General features: G+C 68.0%; 16 protein-coding genes. All 16 read left to right on the top strand.

What is annotated here, in order from left to right; all coding sequences use genetic code 11:
* Position 1 precedes the first annotated feature (1 nt).
* The 16 genes from bcrC to flhF all read left to right on the top strand — a co-directional run bounded on the left by bcrC (position 2) and on the right by flhF (position 17,825).
* Positions 2-1,162 (top strand): benzoyl-CoA reductase subunit C, encoded by a 1,161-nt coding sequence (bcrC, locus tag PO78_RS20365; RefSeq protein WP_004303026.1) that lies wholly within the window; start codon positions 2-4, stop codon positions 1,160-1,162.
* Positions 1,163-1,164: 2 nt separating this feature from the next.
* A complete protein-coding gene (bcrB, locus tag PO78_RS20360) occupies positions 1,165-2,463 on the top strand; it encodes a benzoyl-CoA reductase subunit B (RefSeq protein WP_004303027.1) in 1,299 nt (432 codons plus the stop codon).
* Positions 2,464-2,473: 10 nt separating this feature from the next.
* Complete coding sequence (gene bcrA, locus PO78_RS20355; RefSeq protein WP_043746493.1) at positions 2,474-3,790, top strand: benzoyl-CoA reductase subunit A; 1,317 nt, start codon at positions 2,474-2,476, stop codon at positions 3,788-3,790.
* A 2-nt stretch (positions 3,791-3,792) separates the two neighbouring features.
* Positions 3,793-4,641 (top strand): benzoyl-CoA reductase subunit D, encoded by an 849-nt coding sequence (gene bcrD / locus PO78_RS20350; RefSeq protein WP_004303029.1) that lies wholly within the window; start codon positions 3,793-3,795, stop codon positions 4,639-4,641.
* Positions 4,642-4,666: 25 nt separating this feature from the next.
* The gene (locus PO78_RS20345) at positions 4,667-4,909 is read left to right on the top strand and encodes a YfhL family 4Fe-4S dicluster ferredoxin (protein WP_004303030.1); all 243 of its coding nucleotides are present in this window, start codon (positions 4,667-4,669) and stop codon (positions 4,907-4,909) included.
* A 58-nt stretch (positions 4,910-4,967) separates the two neighbouring features.
* Complete coding sequence (locus PO78_RS20340) at positions 4,968-5,432, top strand: GNAT family N-acetyltransferase (protein WP_004303031.1); 465 nt, start codon at positions 4,968-4,970, stop codon at positions 5,430-5,432.
* A 35-nt stretch (positions 5,433-5,467) separates the two neighbouring features.
* On the top strand, positions 5,468-6,013 hold the full coding sequence (locus tag PO78_RS20335) for a GNAT family N-acetyltransferase (RefSeq protein WP_004303032.1): 546 nt from the start codon (positions 5,468-5,470) through the stop codon (positions 6,011-6,013).
* Between the two features lie 75 nt (positions 6,014-6,088).
* Entirely contained in the window at positions 6,089-6,799 is a 711-nt protein-coding gene (gene fabG, locus PO78_RS20330; RefSeq protein WP_012585753.1) for a 3-oxoacyl-ACP reductase FabG, read from the top strand.
* A 186-nt stretch (positions 6,800-6,985) separates the two neighbouring features.
* On the top strand, positions 6,986-8,134 hold the full coding sequence (locus tag PO78_RS20325) for an ABC transporter substrate-binding protein (RefSeq protein WP_004303034.1): 1,149 nt from the start codon (positions 6,986-6,988) through the stop codon (positions 8,132-8,134).
* Between the two features lie 114 nt (positions 8,135-8,248).
* Positions 8,249-9,286 carry a branched-chain amino acid ABC transporter permease gene (locus tag PO78_RS20320; protein ID WP_043746490.1) on the top strand — a complete coding sequence of 346 codons (1,038 nt, stop codon included), beginning with the start codon at positions 8,249-8,251 and terminating at the stop codon, positions 9,284-9,286.
* Positions 9,283-11,097: a branched-chain amino acid ABC transporter ATP-binding protein/permease gene (locus tag PO78_RS20315; protein WP_004303036.1), complete on the top strand. Its 1,815-nt coding sequence runs from the start codon at positions 9,283-9,285 to the stop codon at positions 11,095-11,097. Before PO78_RS20320 ends, PO78_RS20315 begins: the two co-directional genes overlap by 4 nt.
* Positions 11,097-11,864 carry an ABC transporter ATP-binding protein gene (locus PO78_RS20310; protein WP_004303038.1) on the top strand — a complete coding sequence of 256 codons (768 nt, stop codon included), beginning with the start codon at positions 11,097-11,099 and terminating at the stop codon, positions 11,862-11,864. The genes PO78_RS20315 and PO78_RS20310 overlap by 1 nt, the downstream gene beginning before the upstream one ends.
* 155 nt (positions 11,865-12,019) lie before the next feature.
* On the top strand, positions 12,020-12,487 hold the full coding sequence (locus tag PO78_RS20305) for a DUF192 domain-containing protein (protein WP_043746486.1): 468 nt from the start codon (positions 12,020-12,022) through the stop codon (positions 12,485-12,487).
* 207 nt (positions 12,488-12,694) lie between these two features.
* Positions 12,695-13,837: a flagellar biosynthesis protein FlhB gene (gene flhB / locus PO78_RS20300; RefSeq protein WP_004303041.1), complete on the top strand. Its 1,143-nt coding sequence runs from the start codon at positions 12,695-12,697 to the stop codon at positions 13,835-13,837.
* Positions 13,838-13,847: 10 nt separating this feature from the next.
* Positions 13,848-15,950, top strand: a complete 2,103-nt coding sequence (flhA, locus tag PO78_RS20295; protein ID WP_004303043.1) for a flagellar biosynthesis protein FlhA — start codon at positions 13,848-13,850, stop codon at positions 15,948-15,950.
* Positions 15,951-16,355: 405 nt separating this feature from the next.
* A complete protein-coding gene (gene flhF / locus PO78_RS20290) occupies positions 16,356-17,825 on the top strand; it encodes a flagellar biosynthesis protein FlhF (RefSeq protein WP_043746483.1) in 1,470 nt (489 codons plus the stop codon).
* Positions 17,826-17,827: the final 2 nt, after the last annotated feature.

The raw sequence follows: 17,827 nt of genomic DNA, 5'->3' as shown, positions 1-17,827 counted from the left end.
CATGAGTACGGCAGACATCATCGCGCGCTGTGAAGCGCTCTACGAAGACCTCGATTTCACCGCCGCAAGGAAGTGGAAGGAGGCCGACCCCTCGCGCAAGGTAATCGCCTACATGCCGGTGTATGTGCCGCGCGAGATCATCCACGCCGCGGGCATGCTCCCGCTCGGCATCATGGGCGGAGGCGACGGCCTGGAGGTGATCCACGGCGACGCCTACTACCAGAGCTACATCTGTCGCATCCCACGCTCGACCATCGAGCTGGGGCTGTCCAAGCGCATGGATTTCGTCGACGGCATGCTGTTTCCCAGCATCTGCGACGTGATCCGCAACCTGTCCGGCATGTGGAAGCTGCTGTTCCCGGGCAAGTACGTGCGCTACTTCGACGTGCCGCAGAACTATCGCGACGACGTCGGTGGCAGCTACTACACCAACGAGCTGAACGAACTGCGTGAAGGCCTCGAGCACCTCTCCGGGCGCAAGATCACCGACGACGCGCTGCGTGCCTCGATCGCGGTCTACAACGAGAACCGCAGGCTGGTGCAGGCGGTGTACGGCATGCGTTCCCGCGAGCCGTGGAAGGTGCCCTCGTCCGAAGTCTATCTGCTGATGCGCGCCGGCCTCGTGCTGCCGGTGGAAGAGCACAACCAGATGCTGAGCGAATACCTCGCCGCAGCCGAGAATGTGAAGGCATCCAAGCGCGACAACTGCCGCGTGGTCATCAACGGCTCGTTCTGCGAGCAGCCGCCGCTCAACCTGATCAAGTCGATCGAGCTCGCCGGCTGCTACATCGTCGATGACGACTACATGATCGTGCATCGCTGGCTGCGCAATCCGGTCTCGACCGGCGGTGATCCGATGCAGAACCTGTCGCTCGCCTTCCTGCACGAGTCGATCGCCACCGCCGCGAAGTACGACGACAAGGAAGAGGACAAGGGCAAGTACCTGCTCGAGCAGGTTCGCAGCAACGCCGCGGAGGGTGTCATCTTCGCCGCGCCCAGCTTCTGCGACCCGGCCCTGCTCGAGCGGCCGATGCTGGCCGACCGCTGCTCCGAGCACAACGTCCCCTACATCTCGTTCAAGTACGCGGAAAACTCGGGCCAGATGCAGCCGATCCGCGAGCAGGCCGGCACCTTCGCCGACTCCATCAAACTCTGGAGCTAATCATGAGCGCAGCCACCTCCCCCGAAGTCATCAAAGAACCCTCGATGGTGAAGCAGAAGGAGATGATCGCCGGCAACTACGATCGTCTCACCGGCACCAAGGAGTCGGGCGAGAAGGTCGTGTCGACCTTCGTCCCGGGCAACCTGAACGAGCTGATCATGTGCTTCGACATGGTCAACAACCTGCCCGAGACCAACGCCATCCAGAACGGCATGCGCAAGGTTTCCGGCGGCATGATCATGGACGCCGAGAAGGCGGGCCACTCCGAGGACGTGTGCACCTACGTCAAGGCCGACATCGGCATGATGGGCCGCGGCAACATCGCGCCCAACGGCAAGCCGATGCCCGCGCCGGACATGCTGCTGCTGTCCTACACCGGCTGCTTCACCTTCATGAAGTGGTTCGAGCTGCTGCGCCACGAGTACAAGTGTCCGACGGTGATGCTGCAGATCCCGTATCAGGGCGACGGCAAGATCACCAAGAACATGCGTGACTTCGTGGTCAAGCAGCTCAAGGAAGAAGTCATCCCGATGTTCGAGAAGGTCTCGGGCGTCAAGTTCGACATCGACCGTCTGCGCGAATACCTGAAGAACTCGGCCAAGGCCGAGGACAACCTGGTCTGGGTGCTGGAGAGCGCGAAGAACCGTCCCTCGCCGATCGATGCCTACTTCGGCGGCGTGTATTACATCGGCCCGATGTTCACCGCCTTCCGCGGCACCACCGACGCGGTCGAGTACTACGACCTGGTGCGCAAGGAGATCGAGCAGCGCATCCGCGAGGGCAAGGGCCCGATCACGCCCGAAGGCGACATGAAGGAAGAGAAGTACCGCCTGGTCGTCGAGGGTCCGCCGAACTGGACCAGCTTCCGCGAGTTCTGGAAGCTCTTCTACGACGAGGGCGCGGTGGTGGTGGCGAGCTCCTACACCAAGGTGGGCGGCCTCTACGACCAGGGCTTCCGTCACGACCCGAACGATCCGCTGGGCACGCTGGCCGACTACTGCCTGGGTTGCTACACCAACAACAACCTGCCGCAGCGCGTCGAACTGCTCGAGAAGTACATGAACGACTACCAGGCCGATGGCCTGCTGATCAACTCGATCAAGAGCTGCAACAGCTTCTCGGCGGGTCAGCTGCTGATGATGCGCGAGATCGAGAAGCGGACCGGCAAGCCGGCGGCGTTCATCGAGACCGACCTCGTCGATCCGCGCTACTTCTCCCACGCAAACGTCAAGAACCGTCTGGAAAGCTACTTCCAGATGGTCGATCAGAAACGCAGCGGCGCGTCGCTGGCAGCCGCGTAAGGAGCGAACCATGGAATGTTTCGTCGGAATTGATCTGGGGTCCACCACGACCAAGGCGGTCGTCATGGACGACAAGGGGCAGGTGCTCGGTCGCGGCATCACCAACTCGCGCTCGAACTATGACACCGCCGCACGCGTCTCCAAGCTCGAGGCGTTCATCGATGCGCGCCTGAGCCTGATCCGTCGCGAGCTCGAGAAGGTGCCGGCCGTCGCCGGTCGGGTAGACGAGATCCTCGCCGGCCTGACGCGCAACTTCCGCCGCGAGCAGTTCGTCGAGCAGCTCGGCGACCTCGAGCAGACCTGCATCGCCAACGTCGAAGGCCCGCGCTTCGCCGGCAAGGAAAAAGTGATCGTCGGTGCGCTGACCGAAGTCTTCCGCCGCCTGCGCGAGGAAGAAGCCGACAAGCTGTTCGCACCCACGGCGCAGCGCAAATCGGACTTCTTCCGCGATCTGGCCGGTTCGCGCTTCATGCAGATCGGTGAGGAAGTGGCGCGCGATGCCGGGATCCCCTTCGACACCCTGCTGCACATGTACGACAAGTCGATCATCGAGGTCGAGAACCGTCCGCCTTCGGGCGACATGAACCGCAAGTTCCGCACCGCGATGGAGCGGGTTCGTGGGGAGATGTCCGGCGCCCTCGACACCGCCGCGCTCGGCGCGCCGATCGATGCGGCGCTCGATGTGGACATGGTCGAGCGCTATGTGGTCGGCACCGGCTACGGCCGCGTCCGCCTGCCCTTCCCGAAGGAGCACATCCGCTCCGAGATCCTCTGCCACGGCCTGGGCGCCCACCTGATGTATCCGAAGACCCGCACGGTGCTCGACATCGGCGGCCAGGACACCAAGGGCATCCAGATCGACGAGAAGGGCATCGTGGTGAACTTCCAGATGAACGACCGCTGTGCCGCCGGCACCGGCCGCTACCTGGGCTACGTCGCCGACGAGATGAACATGGGCCTGCACGAACTCGGCCCGCTCGCGATGAAGGCGACCAAGTCGATCCGCATCAACTCGACCTGCACCGTGTTCGCCGGCGCCGAGCTGCGCGACCGCCTGGCGCTGGGCGACAAGCGCGAGGACATCCTCGCCGGCCTGCACCGCGCCATCATGCTGCGCGCGATGTCGATCATCTCGCGCTCGGGCGGCATCACCGACGAGTTCACCTTCACCGGCGGCGTGGCCAAGAACGAGGCCGCGGTCAAGGAGTTGCGCCAGCTCGTCAAGGAAAACTACGGGGAGGTGAAGATCAACATCGACCCCGATTCGATCTATACCGGTGCGCTTGGGGCTTCCGAATTCGCCCGTCGCGCCGTCGTGGAGGCTTGAAAATGACCATCACCGCAGGCATCGACATCGGCACCGGCGCCGTCAAGACCGTCCTCTTCCGCGTCGAGGGCGACAAGACCGAGTGGCTGGGCAAGCGCAACGACCGCATCCGTCAGCGCGATCCCTTCAAGCTCGCCGAGGAGGCCTACCACGCGCTCCTCGAGGAGGCCGGCCTCAAGGCGTCCGACGTGGATTACGTCGCCACCACCGGCGAGGGCGAGAGCCTCCACTTCCACACCGGCCACTTCTACTCCATGACGACCCATGCGCGTGGCGCGGTCTACCTCAACCCGGAAGCGCGCGCGGTGCTCGACATCGGCGCGTTGCACGGGCGGGCGATCCGCAACGACGAGCGCGGCAAGGTCGAGACCTACAAGATGACCAGCCAGTGCGCCTCGGGCTCGGGGCAGTTCCTCGAGAACATCGCGCGCTACCTCGGCATCGCCCAGGACGAGATCGGCTCGCTGTCGAACCAGGCCGACAACCCCGAGGTGGTGTCGAGCATCTGCGCGGTGCTGGCCGAGACCGACGTCATCAACATGGTGTCGCGCGGCATCACGGCGCCCAACATCCTGAAGGGCATCCACATCTCGATGGCCGGTCGCCTGGCCAAGCTGCTCAAGTCGATCGGCGCGCGCGAGGGCGTGGTGCTCTGCACCGGCGGCCTGGCGCTCGACGAGGGCCTGCTCAACACCCTCAACGAGTCGGTCAAGGAGCAGAAGATGAACGTGACTGCGTTCAACCACCCGGACTCGCCCTTCGCCGGTGCGATCGGCGCGGCCCTGTGGGGTGCCTTCCGCCACGAGAAACTCGCGCGCCTGGGCGGGCAGCAGCTCGCCGCCGCGGCCTGAAACCAGCCTACAGGAGGAAGCCATCATGGCCCTGCTCATCAATGACGACTGCACCGCGTGCGATGCCTGTGTCGAGGAGTGCCCGAACGAGGCGATCACCGCCGGCAACCCGATCTACGTGATCGATCCGGGCAAGTGCTCCGAGTGCGTCGGTGCCTTCGACGAGCCGCAGTGCAAGCTCGTCTGCCCGGCCGACTGCATCAAGGATCACCCGGACTACCGCGAATCGCAGGACGAACTGCAGGCCAAGTACGACAGCCTGCACTGATCCACCGGCGGAGGGGGCCGATGGCGGCCCTCCGCCCCAGTCATCTCAGGGAGACGCAATGACTGCGAATACCGAAATCAAGCTGCGGCCGCTGGCCGCCGGCGACCTGGCGGCAGTCACCCGCCTCGACGCGACCAATGGCGGCGAGAGCCGCGCCGGCTTCTTCGAGCGCCGCCTCCAGGCCGAGCAGCAGAGCCCCACGGGATTCTTCTCCTGCGTGGCCGAGCGTGGCGGCGAGGTCGCCGGTTTCCTGCTGGGCCACCTGCTCGACGGCGAATTCGGCGGCCTGGAACGCGTCGCGGTGCTCGACGCCGTGGCGATCGACCCCGCGGCCCAGCGCCAGGGCCTCGCCCGCAAGCTGGTCGGCGAGTTCGACCGCAGCGCGCGCGAACGCGGCGCCAGCGAGATGCGCACCCAGGCGCAATGGGATCGTCCCGGTCTGGTCGAGTTCTTCTCCGCGGCCGGCTTCCGCCTGTCGCCGCGGCTGGTGCTCGAGCGCCCGACCGAATACGTGAACTTCTGAGTTCACGTCCGGAAACGACAACCTGGAGATCAGCGATGACCACGCGTCCGCATCCCACCACCAAGCAACTGCTGGACCAGTTCAACACCGAGCCCGACTACAGCGACGCCAGCCAGGATGACGCCGAAGCCTTGTCGCGCGACCGCATCCCGGTGCGCTCGCTGACCGCGGCCGACTTCGACGCCGTCGTGCGCATCGACCGCCGCACCACAGGCCACGACCGCAGCGCCTACTACCGGCGCAAGTTCGACGAGGCGCTCGGCGAGTCCGGCGTCCGCGTCTCGGTCGTCGCCGAGCAGGACGGCATGGTCGCCGGCTTCCTGATGGCGCGGGTCGACTTCGGCGAGTTCGGCCGCGCGGCCACTGCTGCCGTGATCGACACCATCGGCGTCGATGCGGCGGCCAGCGGCAAGCACGTCGGCCGTGCGCTGGTGTCGCAGCTGCTCGCCAACCTGACCTCGCTGCACGTCGAGTCGGTGCGCACCGAGGTCGAGTGGAACCGCTTCGACCTGCTGCGCTTCCTCGACCGCTGCGGCTTCCGTCCCGGCCAGCAGCTCTCGCTGTCGCGCCCGCTCGTCTGAGCGCTCGGCATCAACCGGCCCGGGGGCCGCGCAAGCGGGCTCCGGGCATATGCACATCCAGAGGGGAAGCGGCTCATGGGTTTTAGCGGAGAACTGGCTGGGAAGGTGGCGATCGTCACCGGCGGCGCGCGCGGGATCGGACGCACGATCACCGACGCGTTGGTCGCCTCCGGCGCGCGCGTGCATGTCTTCGACATGACCGACAGCAACGAGTCGGCGGGCGTGCTGCATCGGGTGAATGTGGCCGACGCGCAGTCGGTGGCCGACGCGGTGGCGCAGCTGCCCGAGCCGGCGACGTTGCTGGTCAACAACGCCGGCATCACGCGCGACCGCAGCCTGCTCAAGATGAGCGACGAGGAATGGCGCTCGGTGCTCGACGTCAACCTGAGCGGCGCATTCCACATGCTGCGCGCCTGCGCGCCGGGCATGATCGCGGCCGGCCGCGGCCGGGTCGTCAACATCACCTCGATCAACGGCCTGCGCGGCAAGTTCGGCCAGGCCAACTACACCGCGGCGAAGGCGGGCATGATCGGCCTCACCAAGACCGCGGCGCGCGAACTCGGCCCCAAGGGCATCACCGTCAACGCGGTTGCGCCCGGCATGGTGATGACCGAGATGGCGCGCGCGCTGCCGGCCGAGGTGCTCGAGCGCGCGCTGCAGGAGTCGGTGATGCGCGAGCTCGCCACCCCGGACGATATCGCCGCAGCCGTCGTCTTCCTGCTCTCGGACATGGCGCGCATGATCACCGGCGAGGTCATCCGGGTGGACGCCGGGCAGTACGTCTGAAACATCGCAAAGCGGCCTGGGAAGCCGCTTTGCGCGTAGCATGCATCACGCCCGCAGGGCCCGGAATCGTCTACCATTGAGGCGCTTTTCGTGGAACTGCAGGTATCGGGTTTCATCGGGTGGCAAGAAGGGCGGCCCGTCATGGTCAGGCTGGTCGCCTAATCCATAACGACCGGAGGAGATACCATGAAACTGAAGAAGACGCTGTTCGTCGCGCTCGGTCTTGCCTTTGCGGCGGGCGCCGCTCATGCCCAGCTCAAGGTGGGCATCACCGTCTCGGCCACCGGGCCGGCCGCCTCGCTCGGCATCCCCGAGCGCAACACCGTCGAGCTGATGCCCAAGGAGATCGCCGGGCAGAAAGTCACCTACGTCGTCCTCGACGACGCCTCGGACACCACCAGCGCGGTCAAGAACATCCGCAAGCTGGTCTCCGAGGACAAGGTCGACGTGGTGCTCGGTTCGACCACCTCGCCCAACTCGCTCGGCATGATCGACGTCGCCGCCGAATCGCAGACCCCGATGATCGCGTGGGCGGCCTCCAGCCGCATCGTCGAGCCGGTGGACGAGAAGCGGCGCTGGGTGTTCAAGACGCCGCAGAACGACTCCCACATGTCGACCGCGATCGTCTCCCACATGACGAGCAACAACGTCAAGAACGTGGCCTTCATCGGCTTCGCCGACGCCTATGGCGAGGGCTGGTACGAGCAGTTCAAGTCGGTCGCCGAGGCGCGCGGGATCAAGATCGTCGCCAACGAGCGCTTCACCCGCACCGACACCTCGGTTACCGGGCAGGTGCTCAAGATGATGGCGGCCAAGCCCGACGCCATGTTCATCGCGGGCTCGGGCACGCCGGCGGCGCTGCCGCAGAAGACGCTCAAGGAGCGCGGCTGGTCGGGCAAGGTCTACCAGACCCACGGTGTGGCGAACAACGACTTCCTGCGCGTCTGCGGCGCCGACTGCGAGGGCACGCTGCTGCCCGCCGGTCCGGTGCTGGTCGCCGAGCAGTTGCCCGACAACAACCCGGTCAAGGCGAGCGCGATGACCTACATCAAGGCCTACGAGGCGGCGCACGGCAAGGGCAGCGTGTCGACCTTCGGCGCCCACGCCTGGGATTCCGGCGTGATGCTGCAGGCGGCCGTTCCCGCGGCGCTCAAGAAGGCCCAGCCCGGCACCGCCGAGTTTCGTGCGGCGCTGCGCGACGCGCTCGAGAACATGAAGGAGGTCCCCGGGGCCCACGGCGTGTTCACGATGGGTCCGAACGACCACCTCGGCCTCGACCAGCGCGCGCGCGTGATGGTGCAGATCCAGAAGGGCGCCTGGAAGCTCGTCCAGTAAGCGGTGCTCCCGCGCGGTCGCCGGGCTTGCGGCCCGGCGACCGCCCCGTTCCCATCAGTCGGTCCACTCGATCGCGCTTCGGCTCCCGGCCGGGGCGCGCGGAGGCTCGCGTCCATGGATTTTCAGATTGCACTGATCCTCGGTCAGGACGGCATCACCAACGGCGCCATCTATGCGCTGCTAGCGCTCGCGCTGGTACTGGTGTTCGCTGTCACCCGGGTGATCTTCATCCCGCAGGGAGAGTTCGTCGCCTACGGCGCGCTCACGCTTGCGATGATCGGTAACGGTGTCTTCCCCGCCACGGCCTGGCTGCTGCTCGGTGCCGGGGTCGCCGTCGCCGCCCTCGACGGACTCGGGGCGCTGCGTGCCGGGCAGGCGCGCAAGCTGCCGAGCGTCCTCGCGGTCAATATCGGCTACCCGCTTGCGGTCCTTGCCCTGCTGCGCCTGTTGCCGCTAACCGAACTCGGCCTCGCGGTGCAGATCCTGCTCACCATGCTGGTGGTGGTGCCGCTCGGACCGATGATGTACCGCATCGTCTTTCAGCCGATCGCCGAGGCCACGGTCCTGGTGCTGCTGATCGTCTCGGTCGCGTCCCACGTCGCGATGGTGGGCCTGGGCCTGCTGTTCTTCGGCGCCGAGGGTTACCGCACGCCGCCGCTCTCGGATGCGAGCTTCGAGGTCGGCCCGCTGACGGTGAGCGGGCAGACGATCTGGGTGATTGCGGCTTCGGTCGTGCTGATCGTCGCGCTCGCGCTGTTCTTCGGCCGCACGATCTACGGCAAGGCCTTGCGCGCCACCGCGATCAACCGCAACGGCGCCCGCCTGATGGGGATCCCGCCCGCGCTCGCCGGCAAGCTCACCTTCCTGCTCGCCGCGCTGATCGGCGTGCTGTCGGGCGTGCTGATCTCGCCGATCACGACGATCTACTACGACAGCGGCTTCCTGATCGGCCTCAAGGGTTTCGTCGCCGCGATCATCGGCGGGCTGGCGAGCTATCCGCTCGCAGCCTTCGGCGCGGTGCTGGTCGGCCTGCTCGAATCCTTCAGTTCGTTCTGGGCGAGCGCCTACAAGGAGGTCCTGGTGTTCACGCTGATCATCCCGGTTTTGGTCTGGCGCTCCCTGACCAGCCACCACGTGGAGGAAGAGGAATGAAACCCGCGCTCTCTCCGCGCCTGGTGATGGCCGCGTTCGTCGCTCTGCTGGCGGTGGCGCCGCTGGTGCTGTCGGCCTTCTACGTCACGCTGCTCAACTACATCGGCCTGTATGCCATGGTCGCGCTCGGGCTGGTGCTGCTCACCGGTGTGGGCGGCCTGACCAGCTTCGGCCAGGCCGCCTTCGTCGGCCTCGGCGCCTACACCACCGCGCTGCTCACCACCTCGGCGGAACTGCCCGGCTGGCTGGCCTGGGCGGGCGGCTCGCCCTGGCTCGCCCTGCTCGTCGGGCTGGTGCTCACCGTCGTGGTGGCCTTCCTGATCGGCAAGCTCACCCTGCGCCTGTCCGGGCATTACCTGCCGCTGGCGACCATCGCCTGGGGCCTGAGCCTGTACTTCCTGTTCGGCACCATGGGCTTTCTGGGCGGCCACACCGGCCTCACCGGCATCCCGCCGATCTCGCTGTTCGGCTACGAGCTGCGCCAGGGCGAGGAGGTGTATTACCTGGTCTGGCTCTTCGTGCTCGCCGGCGTGCTGACCACCAGCAACCTGCTCGACTCGCGCGAGGGCAGGGCGATTCGCGCACTCAAGGGCGGCATGGTGATGGCCGAGGCGATGGGCGTCGACACCGCGCGCTCGCGCATGGTGATCTTCATCCTCGCCGCCTTGCTCGCTTGCGCCTCGGGCTGGCTGTACGCGCACATGCAGCGCTTCGTGAATCCGACGCCATTCGGCCTGCACATCGGCATCGAGTATCTGTTCATGGCGGTCGTCGGCGGTGCGGCCCACGTCTGGGGCGCGCTCGTCGGCGCGGGCGTGATCACCGTGCTCAAGCAGTGGCTGCAGGACCTGCTGCCCAAGCTCTTCGGCACCAGCGGCAACTTCGAGGTGATCTTCTTCGGTGTGCTGATGGTGCTGGTGCTGCACAAGGCACGCGGCGGGCTGTGGCCGATCCTGGTGTCGGGGTTCAAGCGCTTCATCCCGGTCGCGGCACAGCGTCGGGCGGTCGATCGCGATGCGTTGGCGCTACCGCGGCGCGAGCTGCCGGCCGCCGGCAGCCTGCTGCTCGAGGCCAAGGCGGTCACGCGGCGCTTCGGCGGCCTGCTCGCCAACAACAACATGAGCCTGGAGGTGCGGGCGGGCGAGATCCTCGCCCTGATCGGTCCCAACGGCGCGGGCAAGAGCACGATGTTCAACCAGGTTTCGGGCGTGGATACGCCGACCTCGGGCGAGGTCCGTTTCCTCGGCGAGTCGGTGGTCGGCAAGGGCTCACGCGCGATCGCGCGCATGGGCATGAGCCGCACCTTCCAGCACGTGCGCCTGCTGCCCACCATGAGCGTACTCGAGAACGTCGCCATCGGCGCCCACATGCGCGGCACGAGCGGCGTGCTGTCGGCGGCGTGGCGGATGGACCGCGCCGAGGAGGCGCGCCTGCTCGCCGAGGCTGCGCGCCAGATCGAGCGCGTGGGCCTGGGCGAGCACATGTTCGACGAGGCCGGCAGCCTCGCGCTCGGCCAGCAGCGCATCCTCGAGATCGCGCGTGCGCTCGCCTCCGACCCCTGCCTGCTGCTGCTCGACGAGCCTGCCGCCGGTTTGCGCTACAAGGAGAAGGAAGCGCTCGGCGACCTGCTGCGCAAGCTGCGCGGCGAAGGCATGGGCGTGCTGCTGGTCGAGCACGACATGGACTTCGTGATGGGCCTGGTCGATCGCGTGGTGGTGATGGAGTTCGGCGAGAAGATCGCCGAGGGCCTGCCGGAGGACGTGCAGCGCGACCCGGCCGTGCTCGCGGCCTATCTCGGAGGAGAAGACTGATGGCGACGAAGAACCTTAGCGATCGCCCGGTATTGCGGGTCGAAGGCCTGTGCGTTTCCTACGGCAAGGTCGAGGCGCTCACCGACGCCAGCATCACGGTCGGGGAGGGCCAGATCGTCACCGTGATCGGCCCCAACGGTGCCGGCAAGACCACCATGCTGTCGGCGATCATGGGGCTGCTGCCCTCGCGTGGTCGCATCGAGTTCGACAGCGTGGCGATGGTGGCGCCGGAGGTCGAGACCATGGTCGCGAGCGGGATGAACCTGGTCCCGGAGAAGCGCGAGCTTTTCGGCGAGATGAGCGTCGAGGACAATCTCGTGCTGGGTGCCTTCCAGCGCTACCGCATGGGCTTGCGCGACCACGCGCAGACCATGGAAGAGATCTTCGCGCTCTTCCCGCGCCTGCGCGAACGTCGCACGCAGATGGCCGGCACCCTCTCGGGCGGCGAACGCCAGATGCTGGCGGTCGGTCGCGCGCTGATGGCCAAGCCCAAGCTGCTGATGCTCGACGAGCCCAGCCTGGGGCTGGCGCCGCTGATCACGCGCGAGATCTTCCGCATCGTCACGCAACTGCGCAGCCGCGGGGTGTCCATCCTCCTGGTCGAGCAGAACGCCCGGGCTGCGCTGCAGGTGGCCGACTACGCCTACGTGCTCGAGACCGGCGGGATCGCCATGGAGGGCCCCGCCTCCGAGCTCGCCGGCGACCGGCGCGTGATCGATGCCTACCTCGGCGTGGGCGGCAAGCATCAGGAGATGCTGGCGACGTAAGGAGTGAGGCGTGAGGTGCGAGGCGCGGTGGGTCCGGGGGCGCTCGCGGACTTCCCGGCTGTGGCGGTTCCGCTCCTTGCGCCTCACGTCTCGCGCCTTACTCCTCGGCGCGCGCTAAACTCGCGGCCTCCATGCTTTTTCGGGCCTGTTCCGCGATGAAGAAACGCTCCTCCGTTCTCCGTTCCTCGATCGCCTCGGTCCTGTGCGCGGCCGCCTTCTCCGCCGCGGCGCAGGGGGGGGGCGCCAGCCTGCCGGTGGCCGAACTCGGGGCCGGCATGTACCGCATCGAGGCCGAGGTCGCCCATACCGCAGATGCACGCCAGACCGGGCTGATGCACCGCGTGGCGATGCCGCTGCATCGCGGCATGGTGTTCGTGTTTCCGGAGGAGGGTGTGCACTGCATGTGGATGCGCAACACGCATCTGCCGCTCTCGGTCGCCTTCATCGATGCCAGGGGGAAGATCCTCAACATCGAGCGCATGGCGCCGCGCACCGAGGTCAACCACTGCGCGGCCGCGCCGGCGCGCTTCGCGCTCGAGATGAACGCCGGCTGGTTTGAAGAGCGCGGGATCGCTGCGGGTGCGCTGCTGCGCGGTATCGACCGCCTGCCCGCGCCGCGCTGAAGGGCACCCGGGCGGATCGAAAGCCCGCGCCGGGACACGGCCGGGATGATCGGCGCGGTCTCGGCGGCGCTCGCACAAAGCGCCGAATTGCGCCGCTTTCCACCACGTTTTCTGCGTCCGGCCCTTGCCGGCATCGGCCGATAATCCGCACACGTCGCCGCGCGCCCGTATTCCTGCGGTGCGGCGCGACGGCGGACGGAGCCGGCCGTGGCCGAAGACAGCGACCTCGAGAAGACAGAAGACCCCTCGTCACGCAGGCTGGAACAGGCGCGTGAGGAAGGCCAGGTCCCGCAATCGCGGGAGCTGTCGACCTTCCTCGTCACCATGACCGGTGCGGCGACCTTGCTGTTGCTCGGGGGCTGGATGGCGGGGCGGGTGATGGGGCTGTTCCGCGACGGTTTCGCCTTCGACCGCCGCGCCGCCTTCGACGAGAACGTCATGCTCGACATGCTCGAGCGCATGCTCGGCGGCGCGCTGCTCACCCTGATGCCGCTCTTCGTCGCGCTGATGGTCGCCGCAGTGGCTGCGCCGATGGTGCTCGGCGGTCTGGTCTTCGCACCCAAGGTGCTCGGGCTCAAGTTTGACCGCCTCGACCCGCTGCAGGGGCTGGGGCGCATGTTCTCGCTGCACGGGCTGGTCGAGATGTTCAAGGCCATCCTGAAGTCCGTACTGGTCGGCGGCGTGGCCGCCCTGGTGCTGTGGTACGAGTTCGAGCACCTGTTCAGCCTGATGGTCGAGCCCCTCGAGACCGGCATGGCGGATTTTTCCGCCACCATCGTCTTCGCCACCCTGCTGATCGTGCTCAGCCTCGGCCTGCTCGCCGCGATCGACGTGCCCTTCCAGCTCTGGCAGTACCACAAGAAGCTGCGCATGACGAAGGAAGAGGTCAAGCGCGAGAGCAAGGAGCAGGAAGGCGACCCGATGATCAAGGGCCGCATCCGCGCGATGCAGCGCGAGATGGCGCGCCGTCGCATGATGGCCGAGGTGCCCAAGGCCGACGTGGTGGTCACCAACCCGACCCATTTCTCCGTCGCCCTCAAGTACGACGCCGCGAAGATGGGCGCGCCGGTGGTGGTCGCCAAGGGGCGGGGAGAGCTCGCCCTCAAGATCCGCGAGATCGCGAAGGAGAGCGAAGTCCCGCTGCTCGAGGCGCCGCCGCTTGCGCGCGCGCTATACAAGCATTGCGAGCTCGAGCAGGCGATCCCGGCCGCGCTGTACACCGCGGTCGCCGAGGTGATGGCCTATGTCTATCAGCTCGACGCCTGGATGAAGCAGGGCGGCCTGCCGCCTGCCGCCCCCACTGCCTTGCCGGTGCCCGTCGGGATGGATCCCGGCGTGCCCGCGGAATGAAGCCTGAACCATGGCCCTGAACGACACCCTCAAGCTGCGCCAGCTGCTCGCGCCTGCCAACCTGCGCCCGCTCGCCGCGCCGCTGCTGATCCTCGTCATCCTGTCGATGATGGTGCTGCCGCTGCCGGTCTTCCTCCTCGACGTCTTCTTCACCTTCAACATCGCGATCTCGGTGATGGTGATGCTGGTGGCGATGTACTCGACGCGGCCGCTGGACTTCTCCGTTTTTCCCACCGTGCTGCTGGTCACCACGCTGCTGCGCCTGTCGCTCAACGTCGCCTCCACCCGCATCGTGCTGCTAGAGGGTCACGCCGGTCCGGATGCCGCCGGCAAGGTGATCGAGGCCTTCGGCAACTTCCTCGTTGGCGGCAACACCGCGGTCGGGCTGGTGGTGTTCATCATCCTCACCGTGATCAACTTCGTGGTGATCACCAAGGGCGCGGGCCGCATCGCCGAGGTGTCGGCGCGCTTCACCCTGGACGCGATGCCGGGCAAGCAGATGGCGATCGACGCCGACCTCAACGCCGGCCTGGTCGACGAGAAGGAGGCCAAGCGCAGGCGCAAGGAGATCGCGCAGGAATCGGACTTCTACGGCGCCATGGACGGTGCGTCCAAGTTCGTGCGCGGCGACGCGGTCGCCGGCATCATCATCCTGGCGATCAACATCATCGGCGGCCTCTTCGTCGGCATCATGCAGCACGACATGGCGGTGGGCGACGCCGCCCACACCTATACCCTGCTCACCATCGGCGATGGCCTGGTGGCGCAGATCCCCTCGCTGATCGTCTCGGTCGCGGCCGGTCTGGTGGTGTCGCGGGTGGGCGACGAGGGCGATGTCGGCGGGCTGGTGATCGGCCAGCTGTTCTCCAATCCGCAGGTCATGGTGCTGACCGCGGCGATCATCGGCGTGCTCGGCCTGATTCCGGGCATGCCCAACCTGGTCTTCCTGCTGCTCGCGGCCACGCTCGGCGGCATGGCCTGGATGCGGCGCAAGCGCATCGCCGAGGAAGCCGCGGCCGCCGCCGCGCCCGAGGCCGCGGCGCAGGTGCCGATGCCCGCCGCCGACAATCTGGAGGCGAGCTGGAACGACGTCTCGCAGGTGGACGTGCTCGGGCTGGAGGTCGGCTACCGGCTGATCCCGATGGTCGACAAGGGCCAGGACGGCGAGCTGCTCAAGCGCATCCGCGGCCTGCGCAAGAAGTTTGCCCAGGAGGTCGGTTTCCTGTCCGCGCCCGTGCACATCCGCGACAACCTCGAGCTCAAGCCCAACGGTTACCGGCTCGCCCTCAAGGGCGTCGAGGTCGGCAGTGGCGATGCCTATCCTGGCCAGTTCCTCGCCATCAACCCGGGGCGCGTGTCCGGCCCGCTTGCCGGACGCGAGACCACCGACCCCGCCTTCGGGCTGCCCGCGGTGTGGATCGACGCCTCGATGCGCGAGCAGGCGCACGCGCTCGGCTACACCGTGGTGGACGCGAGCACCGTGGTGGCGACCCACCTCAACCACGTCATCCTCAACCACGCCGCCGAGCTGCTCGGCCGCCAGGAGACCCAGGCCCTGCTCGACCACCTCGGCAAGGAATCGCCCAAGCTGGTCGAGGACCTCGTGCCCAAGCTGCTGCCGCTCGGCACCGTGCAGCGCGTGCTGCAGAACCTGCTCGAGGAAGGCGTCAACATCCGCGACATGCGCAGCATCATCGAGGTGCTCGCCGAGAACGCGCCGCGCGTGCAGGATCCGGCCCAGCTCACCACCCGGGTGCGCGAGGCGCTCGGCCGCGCCATCCTGCAGGGCCTGTTCCCGGGCAATGCCGAGGTCCAGGTGATGGCGCTCGAGCCCGGGCTGGAGCGCATCCTGATGCAGGCCATGGCTGCGGGCGGCGAGGGCGGGGCGATCGAACCGGGCCTGGCCGATACCTTGCTGCGCCAGACCGCGCAGATCGCCCAGCGCCAGGAGGATGTCGGCTTGCCGCCGGTGCTGCTGGTGCCCGCGCAACTGCGCCTGCTGCTGTCGCGCTTCCTGCGCCGCGCCGTGCCGTCGCTGAAGGTCGTCTCCAACAGCGAGGTGCCGGAGAACCGCACCATCCGTGTCACCGCGATGGTGGGCGCGCAGGGCTGAGCACCCACGCGCCTGCGGAGTCGCCGTGGGAGCGACGCAAGTCGCGATCAGGCGGTTCGTCCGTGTTGGAGCGGATTCCGTGCGCCGCGATCGCGACTCGCGTCGCTCCTACGAAGAACCACTGCGTGCGGAGTCTCCTCCGCAGGCGCGACGCAAGTCGCGATCAGGCGGTTCGTCCGTGTCGAGGCGGATTCCGTGCGCCGCGATCGCGACTCGGGGCGCGCCTGCGGACAATGCTCGCGCTTCCCGACACGGCTGCGGGGCCACGATCGCTGCCGCCGGTGCGCGCTCCCCGTCTCCCGAATTGACCCCGGAAACCCGCTTTATTCCACCCCAGGCGCTTGACCCGGCCTCGCGATAATCCTCATCAAGCAGTGGTCGACGACGGCCACCGGGAGATTCGCCATGAACGTCAAACGCTACTTTGCCCCCACCGCCCGCGAGGCGCTCCGCGCGCTCAAGGAAGCCCTCGGTCCGGATGCGATCGTGCTGTCCAACCGCGCCGTCGAAGGCGGGGTGGAGATCCTCGCGCTGCCGGGCGAGGCGGTCGGCGCGCTGCAGGCGGCCAATCGGGCGGCGGTGGTGGCGCGTGCGGGCGGGGAGGTCCGGCCGGCAGCGGTCGAGATGCCGGCCGCGGCGGCGCGCAGCGCCGACGACGCCGACTTCCGCGTGAGCCTTTCCGCGCTGGCGGCCAGCGCCGCGCGCAACGCTTCCCGCCCCGTCGCGCAGCCGGCCGCCGAGCCGGGGACGGTGGTGCGCGCCTTCAATCCGCCACGCATCGAGACCGCCGACTACGCGCTGCGCAGCCGCGACGGCGTGCTGCGCGCGGCGGCCGCGGCCCAGACCGCCGCCCGCCCGGCGCCGAGCGGTCCGGCGGTGTTCTCCGGTCGTGCCGCGCGCTCCGACGCCGACGAATTCGGCAGCGCGCGCGTGCGCGAACTGCAGGAGACCAACACCCGCCTGATGGCCGAGCTCACCGGCATCCGCGGCATGATCGAACGTCAGCTCGCCGGCTTCGCCTGGGGCGAGACGCGCCGCCAGGCGCCGGCGCGCGCGGCCATGCTCGGAGAGCTGCTCGAGGCCGGGTTCTCCGCGGCGATCGCGCGCAAGCTCGTCGAGGCCGTGCACGAGGACGCCGACCGCATCGAGGCGCGCGAGGCCGTGGGTGCCGCCCTCGATCGCCTGATGCGGGCCTGCGCCTCGGACGAGGATCTGCTCGACCGTGGCGGCGTGTATGCCCTGGTCGGCCCCACCGGCGTCGGCAAGACCACCACCACCGCCAAGCTCGCCGCCCGCTGCGTGGTGCGCCACGGCGCCGGCCGGCTCGCGCTGATCACCACCGACGGCTACCGCATCGGCGCCCAGGAGCAGCTGCGCATCTACGGCCGTATCCTCGGCGTGCCGGTGTTCTCGGTGCGCGACGCGGCCGACCTGCGCCAGACCCTGGCCGGCCTGCGCAACAAGCACATGGTGCTCATCGACACCATGGGCATGAGCCAGCGCGACCGCATGGTGGCCGAGCAGGCGGCCATGCTCTCCGGCGCCGGCGACGTGCGCCGGCTGCTGCTGCTCAACGCCACCGCGCGCGGCGACACCCTGGACGACGTGGTGCGCGCCTATGCCGGCGGCGACCTCGCCGGCTGCATCTTCACCAAGGTGGACGAGGCCGCCTCGCTCGCGCCGGCGCTCGATGTCGCGGTGCGCCACGAGCTCGACATCCGCTACCTCACCAACGGCCAGCGCGTACCCGAGGACCTGCACCTGCCCAACCGTGCCTACCTCTTGCATCGCGCGCTGCGCGAGCACGGCAGCGCCTCGCCCTGGCACCTGCAGGGCGACGAGGCCGGCATGCTGCTCGCGGCGGGAGGGGCCTGAGC

The sequence above is a fragment of the Thauera sp. SWB20 genome (assembly GCF_000831325.1).
Taxonomy (GTDB): domain Bacteria; phylum Pseudomonadota; class Gammaproteobacteria; order Burkholderiales; family Rhodocyclaceae; genus Thauera; species Thauera aminoaromatica.
The sequence above is the reverse complement of the archived record's forward strand: the minus strand, read 5'-3'. Positions and strand labels throughout refer to the sequence as shown.